Origin of the sequence: Polaromonas naphthalenivorans CJ2 (assembly GCF_000015505.1) — a bacterium.
Classification (GTDB): Bacteria; Pseudomonadota; Gammaproteobacteria; order Burkholderiales; family Burkholderiaceae_C; genus Polaromonas; species Polaromonas naphthalenivorans.
This window is the reverse complement of sequence record NC_008781.1, coordinates 2,610,034-2,625,009: the sequence shown is the minus strand read 5'-3', so window position 1 is coordinate 2,625,009 and position 14,976 is coordinate 2,610,034. Positions and strand designations below refer to the sequence as shown.

The following is a 14,976-nucleotide window of genomic DNA, read 5'->3' as shown; positions in this document are numbered from 1 at the left end:
ATGATGGACTTCAAAACTTACTTCGAACTGCTCAATCTCTACAGCGACTACGCCATGGTCTGCGATTCGGCTGAGTGGGAAAAATGGCCCGAATTCTTTGTGGAAGAAGGCACCTACCGCCTTCAGCCGCGCGAGAACTTCGACCAGGGCTTGCCGCTGTGCCTGCTGGCATTGGAGAGCAAGAACATGATTCGCGACCGGGTTTACGGGGTCAAGGAAACCTTGTACCACGACCCTTACTACCAGCGTCACATTGTGGGAACACCCCGTGTGGTGTCTGTTGAGCGAGACATCTATGGTGAACGCATCACCTCGGAAGCCAACTACACCGTGATCCGCACCAAGTTTGATGGTGACTCGACGGTCTTCAATGTCGGGTATTACCGCGATGTTGTCGTGAGAACGCCTGAAGGGTTGAAATTTCAATCGCGGCTTTGCGTTTACGACAGCGAAATGATCGCCAATTCCATCATCTATCCAATTTAAGGGCAAGTCATGACTGAAAACTGGACCGATGCAGCAGCGCTTGCTGATGTTCCCGAGGGTGATGTGATGGCGGTGCAGGTTGCGGGCAAAGAAATCGCCCTGTACGAGGTGGATGGTGAAGTCTTCGCAACTGACAACATCTGCACCCACGGTGCCGCACGCATGAGCGACGGCTTCCTGGAAGGCCGAGAAATCGAATGCCCGCTGCACCAGGGGCGTTTCGATGTGTGCTCCGGCAAGGCGATGTGTGCGCCGCTGACGGAAAACATCCGCACCTACCCCGTGAAGATTGAAAACCTTCGCGTGATGCTCAAGCTCGACCAAGACTATTTGCAGGAGGTAAGTTAAATCAAAATAAATCAACCCACCCAACCAATTCCCATTTTTTTAAAACCAAGAGGAGACAACAAACATGATTTATGAAAACTTAGTGAGTAAAGCAGGGCTGACGCAAAAGCACCTGATTCATGGTGACAAAGAACTTTTCCAGCATGAGATGAAGACCATCTTCGCGCGGAACTGGCTTTTTTTGACCCATGACAGTCTGATTCCCTCCCCCGGCGACTATGTCACAGCAAAAATGGGCGTCGATGAAGTCATCGTCTCCCGTCAGAACGATGGCTCCGTGCGAGCCTTTTTGAATGTTTGCCGCCACCGGGGCAAGACACTGGTGAACGCAGAAGCCGGAAATGCGAAAGGCTTTGTGTGCAGTTACCACGGCTGGGGTTTCGGCTCCAACGGTGAACTTCAAAGCGTTCCCTTTGAAAAAGAATTGTACGGAGATGCGATCAAAAAGAAGTGCTTGGGCTTGAAAGAAGTCCCGCGCGTCGAGAGCTTTCATGGCTTTATTTACGGCTGTTTTGATGCAGAGGCTCCCCCGCTCATGGATTATCTGGGTGATGCAGCCTGGTACCTGGAGCCCATCTTCAAGCACTCAGGCGGTCTGGAACTTGTAGGCCCCCCGGGCAAAGTGGTGATCAAGGCCAACTGGAAGGCGCCCTCGGAAAACTTTGTGGGTGACGCATACCACGTGGGCTGGACGCACGCATCGTCTTTGCGCTCAGGTCAGTCGATATTTACCCCTCTCGCGGGCAACGCCATGCTGCCGCCCGAAGGCGCGGGCTTGCAAATGACCAGCAAATACGGCAGCGGCATGGGGGTGTTGTGGGACGCTTATTCCGGCGTTCACAGCGCCGACCTGGTGCCGGACATGATGGCATTCGGCGGCGCAAAACAGGAAAAGCTCGCCAAAGAAATCGGTGATGTTCGGGCGCGGATTTACCGCAGCCATCTGAACTGCACGGTTTTCCCGAACAACAGCATTTTGACCTGCTCCGGCGTTTTCAAGGTCTGGAACCCGATCGACGAGAACACGACCGAAGTTTGGACGTATGCGATCGTGGAAAAAGACATGCCGGAGGAATTGAAAATCCGCTTAGCCGACGCGGTTCAGCGCACGTTCGGACCTGCAGGCTTCTGGGAAAGCGACGACAACGACAACATGGAAACCGAGTCGCAAAATGCCAAGAAATACCAATCCAGCAACAGCGATCTGCTTGCCAACCTGGGTTTCGGCAAGGACGTCTACGGTGATGAAGTATATCCCGGCGTCGTTGGCAAGTCGTCCATCGGTGAAACCAGCTATCGCGGCTTCTACCGCGCCTACCAAGCGCACATCAGCAGCTCCAATTGGGCCGAGTTCGAAAACAGCTCACGCAGTTGGCATGCCGAACTCACCCAGACCGCCGATCGCTAATACAGGAGTCAACCATGATGATCAACACCCAGGAAGACAAGCTGGTCTCCGCGCACGACGCTGAAGAATTTCATCGCTACTTCATCGGACACGATAGCGCTTTGCTGCAAGAAGTCAACACGCTCCTAGCCAGGGAAGCACATCTGTTGGACATTCAGGCATACAAGGCTTGGCTTGAACACTGCGTTGCCCCCGAGATCAAATACCAGGTGATCTCGAGAGAACTGCGTTCCACCTCTGAACGCCGGTACAAGCTGAATGACGCAGTGAACATCTACAACGAGAACTATCAGCAACTGAAAGTTCGAGTTGAGCATCAGCTCGACCCGCAGAATTGGGCCAACAGCCCGAAGATGCGTTTCACTCGCTTCGTCACCAATGTCATGGCAGCCAAGGACACGGGTGCACCGGATCTGCTGCATGTCCGCTCCAACCTCATTCTCCACCGCGCCAGGCGCGGAAACCAGGTTGACGTGTTCTATGCAACGCGAGAAGACAAATGGAAACGTAACGAAGGTGGTGGCATCAAATTGGTCGAACGCTTTGTGGACTACCCGGAGCGCATTCTCCAAACCCACAACCTGATGATCTTCCTGTGAGCCCTGGGGATGCCTGCCTGGATGGCGGGCATTCGTGATTATTTTTAACGGAAATTTATTGACATGAACACACAGCAAGTTGTTGCCATCACTGGCGCCGGCTCGGGCATTGGTTTCGAGTTGGTTCGCTCTTTTAAGGCAGCCGGTTATCGCGTATCTGCACTCGTTCGCAACGAGGAGCAAGAGGCGGGTCTTCGCAGTGAATTCAAAGACGACATTGAGATCGTGGCGGGCGATGTCCGTGATCACGCCACCAATGAGAAGCTGGTTAAACAGACGGTTGCCAAGTTCGGGCGCCTGGATTGCTTCATCGGAAATGCCGGGATATGGGATTACATGCTGAGCATCGATGAGCCTTGGGAGAAATTCTCGGGCAGTTTCGACGAGATATTTGACATCAACGTCAAAAGCTATTTCAGCGGCATCAGCGCGGCCTTGCCGGAGCTCAAAAAGACGAACGGATCGGTGGTGGTGACGGCTTCCGTTTCTTCCTATGCGGTCGGTGGCGGCGGTTCTTGCTACATTGCCAGCAAACATGCGGTGCTGGGCATGGTCAAGGCTTTGGCCTACGAATTGGCTCCGCACATCCGGGTCAATGGCGTTGCGCCAGGTGGCACGGTCACTTCTTTGGCTGGCCCGGCAAGCGCTGGCTTCGACAAAACCAAAATGAAAGACATTCCCGGCATCGATGACATGATCAAAGGCCTGACTCCCCTGGGGTTCGCGGCAAGGCCCGAGGACGTGGTGGCACCGTACCTTTTGCTGGCCTCCCGAGAACAAGGGAAGTTCATCACTGGCACGGTGATCAGCATTGATGGCGGCATGGCGCTCGGCCGCAAGTGAATTTTTAACTGAAGCAAATTTATCAACCCCGTTCTCAGGAGACACCCCATGAAGACGAAATTGTTTATCAACGACGCCTGGATCGATTCAGGTGACAAAAAATACTTTGATCGGAAGCACCCTGTCAGTGGCGAGACCATGACCCAATGCGCGAATGCGACGGTGGCCGATGCGGGCAAGGCGGCTCAATCCGCCCAAGAGGCGTTCAAGTCCTGGAAGGCCGTTGGGCCTTCGGAGCGGAGGCGCCTTCTCTTGAAGGTGGCAGAGGTCATGGAGAGCAAAACGCCCGAGTTCATTAAAGTGATGGCCAAGGAAGTGGGCGCCTCCGCGCTATGGGCGGGGTTCAACGTGCACCTGTCGGCCAATGTGTTCCGGGAAGCCGCCTCACTGGCCACGCAAATACAAGGTGAAACCATTCCGACGGACAAGGCTGACACCCTGTCGATGACGCTGCGTCAACCGGTCGGCCCCATCTTGAGTATCGTGCCATGGAACGGCACCGCAGCGCTCGCGGCGCGGGCCATCGCGTATCCGTTGGTCTGCGGCAATACCGTGGTGTTCAAAGGCTCCGAGTTCAGCCCCGGCACGCACGCGTTGATCGCGAAGTGCGTACAGGAGGCCGGCCTGCCCGCTGGCGTGCTCAATTATCTGAACTCGTCCCCGGACCGCTCGCCCGATATCGCCGATGCGCTGATTTCGTCTAAAGAGATTCGTCGCATCAACTTTACGGGCTCCACTCGCGTGGGGCGCATCATCGCCCAGAAAGCGGCCCAACATCTCAAGCGCTGCTTGCTGGAGTTGGGTGGCAAGTCCCCGCTGATCGTTCTGGACGACGCGGACATCGACGCGGCGGTCAAGGCAGCGGTGTTTGGCAGTTTCCTGTTCCAAGGCCAGATCTGCATGTCCACCGAACGCCTGGTGGTCGACGAGAAGATCGCGGACGAATTTGTCGCGAAGTTCGTCGAGAAAACCAAGAAGTTGAGTGCAGGCGATCCGTGCGTGACCGGGGACTGCGTCATTGGTCCGATGGTGTCGTCCAACTCGGGGGACCGGATCAATGGCCTGTTGAAAGATGCCATCGACAAGGGTGCCAAGGTCGTGTGCGGTGGTATGGCCGAGGGTGCGGTCATGCCCGCCACGATCCTGGACCACGTGACAGCCGACATGCAGATCTACGATGAGGAAACCTTCGGTCCCATCACCGTGGTTATCCGTTGCAAGGGCGAAGCAGACGCCATCCGCATTGCCAATGACAGCGTCTATGGCCTGTCATCGGGCGTGTTTGGCCGGGACGTCAACCGGGCCCTGCGCGTGGGTATGGCGATCGAATACGGCTCGGTCCATATCAACGGGTCTACCGTGCAGAACGAGGCGCAGGCGCCTTATGGCGGCACAAAGGCCACCGGTTATGGCCGCTTCGATGGACGCGCGGTGATCGACGAGTTCACGGAGCTCAAATGGCTAACCATTGAACCGTTCGAACAGCAGTATCCCTTCTAAGCCGAAGCAACAAAGGAGTTAAACCATGAGCAAGCAAGCAGCAGTCATTGAACTAGGATACATGGGCATTTCGGTCAAGGATCCCGCAGCGTGGAAATCCTTTGCCGCGAACATGCTGGGGCTTCAAGTCCTCGATGAAGGTGACAAGGACCGCTTCTATCTGCGAATGGACAATTGGCACCACAGAATCGTGGTCCATCACAATGGTCAAGATGACCTTGAATACTTGGGTTGGCGTGTCTCCGGTCAACCGGAATTCGATGCATTGGGCCAAAAGCTCCAGGACGCAGGCTACAAAGTCCACGTGTGCGACAAAGCCGAAGCACAGGAACGCATGGTGCTGGGCCTGATGAAGACGGAAGATCCGGGTGGCAACCCGACCGAGATTTTCTGGGGACCCCGGATAGACCTGAACAACCCTTTCCACCCCGGTCGCCCCTTGCACGGCAAGTTCTTGACTGCTGACCAAGGCCTGGGCCACTGCATAGTGCGTCAGAGCGACGTGGAAGCGGCGCGCAAGTTCTACAGCCTGCTGGGCTTCCGTGGGGATGTCGAGTACCGCCTGCCCCTGCCCAACGGCATGACCGCTGAACTGACTTTCATGCATTGCAACGCTCGCGATCACTCCATCGCGTTCGGCGCAATGCCTGCGGCCAAGCGCATCAATCATCTGATGATTGAATACACCCATCTGGAAGATCTGGGTTATACGCACCAGCTTTTCATGAAGAACAAGATTGACATCGCATTGCAACTGGGTATTCATGCCAACGACAAGGCGCTGACGTTCTATGGTGCAACACCTTCCGGCTGGCTGATCGAACCTGGGTGGCGAGGGGCTCCCTCCATGGCCGAATCGGAATATTACGTCGGCGACATCTTCGGCCATGCTATCGAGGCCACAGGATATGGTTTGGACGTCAAGCTGAGCTAACCATGCAATAGATGCGCAATCGGTCGCATCTATTTTTGTTGCATGCAGTTTTATATAAACATAAGGAGACAATGATGATCAAAAAAGCCATTTCCCTCGCCGCGGTTGGGATGCTGATGCTCAGCCATGCATATGCCGAGGATTCCCGCTGGTCCTACCGCATCGGTGCCACCAACGTGGCCTTCGATGCGAGCGCCGAAGTCTCTATGAATGGAGGGAGAGTGCCGGGAGGCAGTGCCGACGCCAGCGACAACAACGCTTTGACGTTTGATTTCGGCTATGTCATCAACGACAGCTGGAACGCGCGGTTGATCGTTGGCATTCCTCCCACCACAAAAGTGACGGGCGCAGGAACGCTGCCCCCCATTTTGTTGGGCCGCATTCAATACGCCCCTGCGGTTTTGTCGGTGACCTACAACCTGCCTCAGATGGGGGGGATTCGCCCTTACGTGGGGGCGGGGATCAACTACACCCGAATTTTAAAAAGCGAAGACGCCAATCTGACCTCATTCGATGCAGATCATGCTTGGGCACCTGTGCTCCACATCGGCGCGGAAGCCGACATCAACCGCGACTGGTTTGTCAGCTTTGATCTCCGCAAACTTTATTTGAAAACAGATGCATCTGGGTTTCTTGGCCCGCAAGTCGCCACGGCCCGCGTAACATTGAATCCGTTGTTGACCTCGATTGCGATTGGTCGGAGATTTTGATCGGCCCACTTTGATTCCCAAGTTCTATTTACACCACCATTTTTAAAGGATATTTGAATGACAAGAAAGACCAGCAAAGCGACGCGCCTGACTGCAGAGGATATTCAAGGCGCATGGGTCATTATGCCGACCCCCTCCACTCCGGATGCTTCGGACTGGCGCAGCACGCACACGGTTGATCTCGACGAGACGGCCCGGATCGTCGAGGAGTTGATAGCGGCCGGGGTCAATGGCATTCTAAGCCACGGCACTTTTGGTGAATGCGCGACGCTGACGTGGGAAGAGAAGCGGGATTTTGTTTCAACGGTCGTCGAAACCGCCCGTGGTCGAGTGCCCTACTTCTGCGGCACAACAGCCTTGAATACCCGTGAAGTTATACGCCAGACCCGCGAAGTGATGGACATTGGTGCCCAAGGAACCATGCTCGGCGTGCCGATGTGGGTGAAGATGGATCTGCCCACCGCCGTGCAGTTTTATCGCGATGTGGCGGAAGCGGTGCCAGATGCTGCCATCGCTGTTTATGCCAACCCGGAGGCTTTCAAATTTGATTTTCCTCGCCCGTTTTGGGCCGAAATGTCCAAAATCCCGCAAGTTGTTACAGCCAAGTACTTGGGCATCGGAATGCTGGACTTGGATCTGAAATTGGCTCCAAATATTCGCTTCCTTCCGCATGAGGATGACTATTACGCTGCGGCCCGAATCAATCCTGAGCGCATGACCGCCTTCTGGTCCAGCGGCTCCATGTGCGGTCCAGCGACTGCCCTCATGCTTCGTGATGCGGTGACACAGGCCAAGACGACCGGTGACTGGACCAAGGCCAAGGCCATTTCAGATGACATGCGCGCTGCCGACGCCACACTGTTTCCACGCGGCGATTTCTCGGAATTCTCGAAATACAACATTGGTCTCGAAAAAGCACGAATGGACGAGGCGGGTTGGCTCAAAGCGGGGCCGTGCCGGCCACCCTATACGCTGGTACCAGATGAATACCTTGCAGGTGCTCGAAAATCAGGCAACGCCTGGGCCGCACTGCATACCAAGTACGCCGAGGAATTGAAGAAAACCAAAACGGCAACCGGCTCGAAAAAGAAGTGAGGCGAGGCCAGGTCCTGAGTCAGATATCTCCGATCAGCAAAGCTGGCTGATCTGGGCGTCCTCTGGATTGGAGGAATCGGCGAGTATCAAATATGCGAGTACGGCGTAAAAGCGCCAAGAGCGCGGGATGTGGCGCTTGCCCTGAAGCAGCTCCACATTTCTGCCGTCTTTTTTTGGGAGAGCCTGAGCATGATGGTTGATTTTTATTTCGATTTTTTGAGCCCCTTTTCGTACCTGGCAAACCACCGTTTGTCGGTGCTAGCGGGGCGTTATGGATTCCCCATCCAGTATCACGCCATTGATTTGGCGCGAGCAAAGACGGCCATTGGCAACATCGGGCCGTCCAATCGGGATCTGAAGACAAAACTTGACTATTTGAAGGTGGATTTGCAGCGATGGGCCGATCTCTACGAGATTCCGCTGGTCTTTCCCCCCAACTTCAACAGCAGCCGGATGAACGCCGGGCTGTATTACCCGGCTGCCAGGGAACGAGCCGCTGAATATGTTCGCTTCGTTTTCGATTCGGCTTGGGGAAAAGGGTGGGCATTGGATGCAGATAGCTTGCTGGCTCAGGTATGCGACAAGCTGAACTGGGATCGCGGTGACTTTGAAACGTTTTTGTGCAGCGAAAATGCCGCCAAGGCATACGACGAGGAGACGCAGGCGGCCATTGACCGAAAAGTCTTCGGGGTTCCGACCGTATTTTGGGATGATCAAATGTGGTGGGGGAATGACCGTCTTTTCATGCTTGAGAGCGGGTTGCAAAAGGAGAGGCAGCCATGAACCCCCCTGCATCGATCTTTCCCAGGCATGGGCCTTGGTTGGTGAACTCGTGGAATTAATTTTTAACCGTGGCGATTGGCGCCTGCTTCGGTGCGAAGCATTCATGCCGCCTTCATCAAGACATGAGCCAACAGTCGCAGATCAGAATGGAATTTCTTTTCAAATTACTTGATTTCTCAACCACATCTTGATTTTAAGGAGTCTCATGAAGCTTTATTACAGTCCCGGCGCATGCTCGTTGTCGCCCCACATCATCCTTCGTGAAGGTGGATTTGACTTCCAGCTAGAAAAGGTTGATCTCGGCACCAAAGTGACTGAGACGGGTGTTGATTACAAGACCGTCAATCCCTTGGGCAGTGTCCCCGCTCTGCAAATGGACGATGGGCAGGTGCTCACCGAAGGGCCGGCGATCGTGCAATACCTCGCTGACCGTGTGCCAGAAAAATGCTTGGCACCGCCAGCAGGCTCGCTGGAGCGCTACCGACTGATGGAATGGCTGAATTTCATCTCCACCGAATTGCACAAAAGTTTCGGGGCATTGTTCAGCCCGGTGTTTCCACAGGATGCCAAGCCAGTCATCAAGACCCAATTGGAAAGCCGGCTTGGACATGCCGAGCGGATGCTCGGTGATAAAGTTTGGGCCATGGGCGAGGATTTTTCCGTGGCAGACGCCTACCTGTTTACTGTGCTTGGCTGGGGGACTTACGTGAATCTGGACCTTTCGCCTTGGCCTGGCCTGCAAGCCTACCTCAACCGCGTGGCTGAACGCCCAGCGGTCCGGGCAACATTGGCGGCAGAAGGTTTGATCTGATTTTTTCAGCAGAATAGTTGCATGAATCCGAATAAATCACGGCCGACTACCTACTTTTGTCCTATCGAGACGATAAGAATAGCGGTTTCCCCCTATCTATATGCTTGATAAAAAGGAGCGCGACACCATGGTGCCGCTGTGGCCCAGCCTGCGCGCGGTGCTGCCGCCGAAAGTGCCCACGCGGCAGACCCGGCCCACCTCCTGGTCCTACCAGACCCTCAAGCCGCTGCTGTTGCAAGCTGGCGAGCTGACCCCGATCGAGAAGGCCGAGCGCCGCGTGCTGGTGCTGGCCAACCCCGGCCACGGCCTAGAGAAGATGCAGGCCAGCGCCGCTATGTACCTGGGCATGCTGCTGCTGCTGCCCGGCGAGTGGGCGCCCAGCCACCGCCACACGCCCAACGCAGTGCGCATGATCGTCGAGGGCGAGGGCGCCTACACCACCGTGGACGGCGAGAAGTGCCCCATGAGCCGGGGTGACCTCATCCTCACGCCCACCGGCCTGTGGCACGAGCATGGCCACGACGGCACCGAACCCGTGGTCTGGCTTGACGTGCTGGACCTGCCGCTGCTGTACTACATGGAGGCCAGCTACCACCTCAACGGCAAGCGCCAGGCCGTCAAGCCAGGCCGGGGCGACCGCGCCTGGACCCGCGCCGGCGTGGTGCCCACCCCCGTGTTCCAGCGCAGCGACAAGCGTTACCCCATGCTGCGCTACCCATGGGTCGACACGCGAGCCGCCCTGCTGTCCCTGGCCAGCGACCAGCCGTATCTGGAGTGCGTGCAGGTCACCTACGTCAACCCCGAAACCGGCGAGGACGCCGAGAACATCCTGGGCTTCTACGCCCTGATGCTCAAGCCGGGTCAGAGCCTGCGTCTGCCCACGCGCTCGCCGGCCCAGGTGTTCCACCAGATCGAAGGCCGCGCGCAAATCACCGTGGACGGTGTCGGCCAGACCTTCACCCTGGCCGAGGCCGATACCTGCTGTGCCCCCGGCTACACCGAGGTGACGCTGAAGAACCTCTCAGCCGACCAGCCGGCCTTCCTCTTCTTGGCCGACGAGTCGCCGCTGCACCGTAAGCTGGGCGTGTACGAAGTCCGCGCCTGAACCCTCCCCCTTGGAAACCAGCATGACCCAATATCTGTTCACCCCCCCCCCCGCCGTCCAGTCCCTGCGCTTGCGGCTGTGCAACGTGTCACGTCTGCGTTGACGCGGCGTGGACCGACCGTCTGCTGGCCAAGTCGGAACTCGAAATCAAGATGCTCAATTTTGCGGTCATGGTCAAGCCCACCAGCCGCATGAGCTGCCGTCTCATCGTTTGCCCTGAAATCGAAGGTCTCTCGATGTGCATTCCCGAATCGCAACATTGACACCTCCTATGAAGATTTGCCGCTTCGACAACGACCGCCTGGGCTTGGTAGACGGAGAGACGGTGCGCGACGTCACCGCCGCGCTCGACGTTCTGCCAAATCACCGCTATCCACTGCCCATTTTCGACCCCCTGATCGCACTCTTGCCAGAGGTACTCGAAGCAATTCGCCGTATCGCCCCGTCGTCGCCCACGCTGCCGCTCGCGGGACGCCGGCTGCTGGCTCCGGTTGCGAATCCCGGTAAAGTCATCGCGGCGCCCGTCAACTACAAAAAGCATCTCCAAGAAGCCCGCGAGCAGGTCGAGATCCACCACAATAACCAGGTCGCTGAAATCGAGAAGATCGGACTTTTCCTCAAGGCGACAAGCTCCGTTGTGGGACCGAGTCACGGCGTCGAGATCCAGCATCCTGATCGCCGAAACGACCACGAGGCCGAACTTGTCGCTGTAATTGGCAAAACCGGACGAAACATCCCGCGCGAGCGCGCGTTCGATCACATTTCGGCCTATACGATCGGCCTGGACATGACAGTTCGCGGCCCGCAGGAGCGCAGTCTGCGCAAATCCATTGACACGTATTCCGTGGTGGGGCCTTGGCTCGTCACTGCTGACGAGATTGACGACCCGCAGGCGCTCGATTTCTGGCTCACCGTCAACGGCGAGCGGCGCCAGAAGGCGAACACGCGCGATCTCGTGCTGGACATCCCTGCGTTGATCGAAATGGCCTCGTCCTACTACACGTTGCAACCGGGCGATTTGCTGTTCACCGGCACCCCCGAAGGCGTTGGGCCGGTGGTGAACGGCGACGAGATCACCGTCGAGATCGCAGGCATTGGCCGCATGAACGTCGCAGTCCGCAACGCCAGGAGAGTCACATGAACATACTGGACCTGCCGCCTGCTTGCGCCCCGATGCCCACCCCAAACTGCCCCAGTTATGACCGGTCAAACTCAGCGACGTTTGATGCCGACAGGCATTGCACTGGAAGCCGTAATCGGGGCGCTGTTCACACGCAGGTAACCTTGGCCCTTGAGGAAGTTGCGGTAGCTGTTGAGAGCGACGGCTTCAGCCTCCTTGGCCACTTGGTCACCCATCGCAATCACGCGGCCGTCATCGGTCAGGATGGCCAGTTTGGCTGGTTTGCCGTCTACGGTAACGATGAGACCTTCGTGGGACACCGCGCTGATAACGACGCCACTGATGGCGCCTACGGGTTGTGTTCCGATCATTATTGACCTCCAAACATACGTTGAGCGCTTTCATCCGAAACGCCGAGCGGACCTGCAGTCGCAACGTAAGCAATGGGATGGACGCTCCCACCTAAACGGCATCGTAATGTGCCAAAGTGGAGATGCGAATCAACCACTTAAACAGACAGGAGCGTCCGATATGAAGGTTACAACAGTAGGCATCGATCTGGCTAAGAATTTGTTTCAACTGCACGGAGTCAATGAGTTTGGCAAGCCCGTCATCAAGAAGCAAATCCGGCGCGACCAGATGGCCGAGTTCTTCGTGAATCTGCCAGCTTGCCTTATTGGCATGGAAGCCTGCGGCAGTGCACACCACTGGGCTCGCAAGCTCCAAAGTTTTGGGCACACCGTCAAATTAATGGCGCCTCAATTCGTCAAACCGTACGTTAAGACCAACAAGAACGACGCTGCAGATGCCGAGGCAATCTGCGAAGCGGTAAATCGGCCCAATATGCGCTTTGTGCCAATCAAAAATGTCGAACAGCAAAGCGTATTGGCGTTGCATCGCGTGCGCCAAGGCTTTGTGAAGGCACGCACGGCACAGGCCAACCAGATCCGCGGCTTGTTGTCTGAGTTTGGTCTGATCATTCCACAGGGAATTGGCTACATCGAAAACCGTGTGCCTGAACTCATAGAAAACGCCAGCAACGAATTGCCGGGCTCATTTCGAATACTCGTACAGCGACTGCTGGATCATTTGAAGGAGCTCGACCGTCAGGTCGATGACCTGGAGTCGCAGATTGTGAAATGGCATCGACAAAGTGAAGCCAGTAGCAAACTGGCACAAGTCCCTGGCATTGGCCCCATTACTGCCAGCGCGCTGGTGGCTTCACTGGGGGATGCGAAGAACTTTGAGGGTGGCCGTCAGGTCGCCGCATGGCTGGGCCTGGTGCCCAAGCAGCATTCCAGTGGCGGCAAACAGAACCTATTGAGTATTAGTAAACGTGGCGACACCTATCTCAGAACCTTGCTGATTCACGGGGCGCGCTCCGTGATTTACCGGGCGCAGCAGAAGCCTGACGCCTGCAGTTGGATTAACGGAGTGGTTAATCGACGAAACAAAAATGTGGCAGCCGTCGCGCTGGCCAACAAGAATGCGCGCATCGTATGGGCATTGTTGGTCCACGATCGAGAGTTCCGATCAGACTACATGGCCGCCAAAGCGGCCCTATAGTCTGATCGGTTGTGCGCAAAGTCGAAAAGAACAAAGCAGGGAGCAATAAACCACCGATTGCTCAGGCGATCATGAAGTGATGGCAAGATAGGTCAGACCGTGGTTGACAAAGCCCGTGCCGGACGGGGCACCCAGAGTGCGTGTAAGCGATCGAGGCGTCAACCAGCGAATCCCATCAGGGACAGTGACCCAAAGTCACACCAAAAGTCCGAATGTACGGGTGCAATCTTTACCTTCGAGTTGTCATGAATCGAAAGCTTGGCAAACCGGGAGCGTCCATGTACGCCCAGTGAACCCATCTTGAGTTGAACCCTGTCATCTCGCAAGATCGTGTGCACGTAACCCACCGTGCACACCATGCCCAAAGAGACAGACCTTGCGAGATGTTCGAGACCGCAGACCCACCGCACCTACACGCGTCAATTCAAGGCCGAATTGGTTGCAGCCAGTCAACAACCTGGCGCGTCAATCGCAGCGATAGCCTTGCAACACGGCATGAACGCCAACGTGCTGCACCGCTGGCTCAAGGAACATGCGCTGGATGGGCGCCACCGACTTGGCGGACAAGATCCGTTGGGTGTCGCTGTCCCCACTTCACCTGTTCCCGCATTCATCCCTTTAAAGCTGCCCACCACCCGGCATGAGTCCGCTGTCTTTGACATCAAGGTCGAACTTCGCAAAGGTGCCGTCTCGATGACCCTCACCTGGCTCACACCGCCACCAACAACTGCCAACAGATGAGTGGATCGCACTAATTCGCGATTCCCATGCGGGATACATCACATGGGATGAGTACGAGCAGAATCTCAAGATTCTGAGCGACAACGCGCAGGCCCCTGCTACCGGGCGCGATCGAGGTCCCGCCCGAGAAGGACCTGCTTTGTTGCAAGGGCTTGTGATGTGCGCAAAGTGCGGCGATCGTATGACGGTGCGCTATCACCTGCACGGCACGCGTCGCGTGCCGGACTATGTGTGTCAGCGCGGTGGCATTGCGCATGCTGAACCGATATGCCAACTCATCGTCGGCGGTGAGCTCGATGCTGCGGTTGGCAAACTGTTGGTGCAGGCTGTTACTCCACTCACATTAGGGGTGGCACTCGCTGTGCAAAAGGAATTGGAGAAACGCTGCGATCCAGCAGCAGTTGTGAATGGCTGTCCGGAAGCGCGGTTTTCTGGCTTTTGAGCGCGGTTTGATTTCTTTGCCTTCGGTTCTTTCTGCCTCTCCTCTGATTCCATCCTGGTGGCCCGAGGGCCACCAGGATGGGCGGGTTTCATAATCCGGTCATTACTGGAGTGCTGCCGGAGGTGTCTTGCACGAACAGACCGGCAGGCTTTTCCTGTGCGCACGCTGCCAGGCGCAAGTCCTGGTGTGCAGCCAATGTGACCGTGGCCAGCGCTACTGCGCCACAGGGTGCGCGGACATCACCCGATTGAACCTGCAACGCGAGGCCGGCAAGCGCTATCAGCAGAGTCGCGCCGGGCGCCACAAGCACGCACAGCGCATGCACCAATGGCGCATACGACGGGCTGCCGCAGCAAAGATAGTGACGCATCACCGTTCCCTTGCCACCCCTGTCGATGCTGTACTGCCAGGCAACGAATCACCCCCGGCAATCCCGCCCGATTCACAGCCCAAACAGCCATGCAGCCCTATAGCCTCGGAGTCCA

18 protein-coding genes are annotated in these 14,976 nt (G+C 56.6%); 16 read left to right on the top strand and 2 right to left on the bottom strand.

Translation table 11 applies throughout. The features are described from left to right. The 13 genes from nagH (at position 1) to PNAP_RS12360 (ending at position 11,763) form a co-directional block, all read left to right on the top strand. Positions 1-486: a dalicylate 5-hydroxylase small oxygenase NagH gene (gene nagH, locus PNAP_RS12420; RefSeq protein WP_011801869.1), complete on the top strand. Its 486-nt coding sequence runs from the start codon at positions 1-3 to the stop codon at positions 484-486. Between the two features lie 9 nt (positions 487-495). After that, positions 496-834 (top strand): naphthalene 1,2-dioxygenase/salicylate 5-hydroxylase systems ferredoxin NagAb, encoded by a 339-nt coding sequence (nagAb, locus tag PNAP_RS12415; protein WP_011801868.1) that lies wholly within the window; start codon positions 496-498, stop codon positions 832-834. 64 nt (positions 835-898) lie between these two features. Then, on the top strand, positions 899-2,242 hold the full coding sequence (gene nagAc, locus PNAP_RS25675; RefSeq protein ID WP_011801867.1) for a naphthalene 1,2-dioxygenase system large oxygenase NagAc: 1,344 nt from the start codon (positions 899-901) through the stop codon (positions 2,240-2,242). Between the two features lie 14 nt (positions 2,243-2,256). Beyond that, entirely contained in the window at positions 2,257-2,841 is a 585-nt protein-coding gene (nagAd, locus tag PNAP_RS12405; protein WP_011801866.1) for a naphthalene 1,2-dioxygenase system small oxygenase NagAd, read from the top strand. Positions 2,842-2,904: 63 nt separating this feature from the next. After that, positions 2,905-3,684 carry a 1,2-dihydroxy-1,2-dihydronaphthalene dehydrogenase NagB gene (gene nagB / locus PNAP_RS12400; RefSeq protein ID WP_011801865.1) on the top strand — a complete coding sequence of 260 codons (780 nt, stop codon included), beginning with the start codon at positions 2,905-2,907 and terminating at the stop codon, positions 3,682-3,684. A 48-nt stretch (positions 3,685-3,732) separates the two neighbouring features. Beyond that, positions 3,733-5,184, top strand: a complete 1,452-nt coding sequence (locus PNAP_RS12395) for an aldehyde dehydrogenase (protein WP_011801864.1) — start codon at positions 3,733-3,735, stop codon at positions 5,182-5,184. A gap of 25 nt (positions 5,185-5,209) precedes the next feature. Beyond that, positions 5,210-6,118: a 1,2-dihydroxynaphthalene dioxygenase gene (gene nahC, locus PNAP_RS12390; RefSeq protein ID WP_011801863.1), complete on the top strand. Its 909-nt coding sequence runs from the start codon at positions 5,210-5,212 to the stop codon at positions 6,116-6,118. 74 nt (positions 6,119-6,192) lie between these two features. Then, positions 6,193-6,828, top strand: a complete 636-nt coding sequence (locus PNAP_RS12385) for an OmpW/AlkL family protein (RefSeq protein WP_011801862.1) — start codon at positions 6,193-6,195, stop codon at positions 6,826-6,828. Between the two features lie 57 nt (positions 6,829-6,885). Then, positions 6,886-7,923, top strand: a complete 1,038-nt coding sequence (locus PNAP_RS12380) for a dihydrodipicolinate synthase family protein (protein WP_011801861.1) — start codon at positions 6,886-6,888, stop codon at positions 7,921-7,923. A 129-nt stretch (positions 7,924-8,052) separates the two neighbouring features. Continuing rightward, positions 8,053-8,706 carry a 2-hydroxychromene-2-carboxylate isomerase gene (locus tag PNAP_RS12375; RefSeq protein ID WP_197035028.1) on the top strand — a complete coding sequence of 218 codons (654 nt, stop codon included), beginning with the start codon at positions 8,053-8,055 and terminating at the stop codon, positions 8,704-8,706. A gap of 205 nt (positions 8,707-8,911) precedes the next feature. Beyond that, complete coding sequence (gene gstA, locus PNAP_RS12370) at positions 8,912-9,517, top strand: glutathione transferase GstA (protein WP_011801859.1); 606 nt, start codon at positions 8,912-8,914, stop codon at positions 9,515-9,517. Between the two features lie 100 nt (positions 9,518-9,617). Continuing rightward, positions 9,618-10,622, top strand: a complete 1,005-nt coding sequence (locus tag PNAP_RS12365) for a cupin domain-containing protein (protein ID WP_011801858.1) — start codon at positions 9,618-9,620, stop codon at positions 10,620-10,622. Positions 10,623-10,893: 271 nt separating this feature from the next. Continuing rightward, the gene (locus tag PNAP_RS12360) at positions 10,894-11,763 is read left to right on the top strand and encodes a fumarylacetoacetate hydrolase family protein (protein WP_011801857.1); all 870 of its coding nucleotides are present in this window, start codon (positions 10,894-10,896) and stop codon (positions 11,761-11,763) included. Positions 11,764-11,834: 71 nt separating this feature from the next. Here PNAP_RS12360 and PNAP_RS12355 read toward each other — a convergent pair whose 3' ends face one another. Next, positions 11,835-12,113 (bottom strand): hypothetical protein, encoded by a 279-nt coding sequence (locus tag PNAP_RS12355; protein ID WP_011801856.1) that lies wholly within the window; start codon positions 12,111-12,113, stop codon positions 11,835-11,837. A gap of 160 nt (positions 12,114-12,273) precedes the next feature. Between PNAP_RS12355 and PNAP_RS12350 the strand changes: the two genes are divergently transcribed. From PNAP_RS12350 to PNAP_RS27650, 3 genes are all read left to right on the top strand, one after another. Next, positions 12,274-13,308, top strand: coding sequence for an IS110 family RNA-guided transposase (locus PNAP_RS12350; protein WP_011801855.1), 1,035 nt, complete (start codon positions 12,274-12,276; stop codon positions 13,306-13,308). A gap of 357 nt (positions 13,309-13,665) precedes the next feature. Further along, the gene (locus PNAP_RS25670) at positions 13,666-14,049 is read left to right on the top strand and encodes a transposase (protein WP_081769055.1); all 384 of its coding nucleotides are present in this window, start codon (positions 13,666-13,668) and stop codon (positions 14,047-14,049) included. Between the two features lie 139 nt (positions 14,050-14,188). Continuing rightward, complete coding sequence (locus PNAP_RS27650; RefSeq protein ID WP_011801853.1) at positions 14,189-14,491, top strand: zinc ribbon domain-containing protein; 303 nt, start codon at positions 14,189-14,191, stop codon at positions 14,489-14,491. An 88-nt stretch (positions 14,492-14,579) separates the two neighbouring features. On the opposite strand, the gene PNAP_RS12345 is transcribed toward PNAP_RS27650, so the two are convergent. Beyond that, positions 14,580-14,861, bottom strand: a complete 282-nt coding sequence (locus PNAP_RS12345; protein ID WP_034303868.1) for a hypothetical protein — start codon at positions 14,859-14,861, stop codon at positions 14,580-14,582. Positions 14,862-14,976 lie beyond the last annotated feature (115 nt).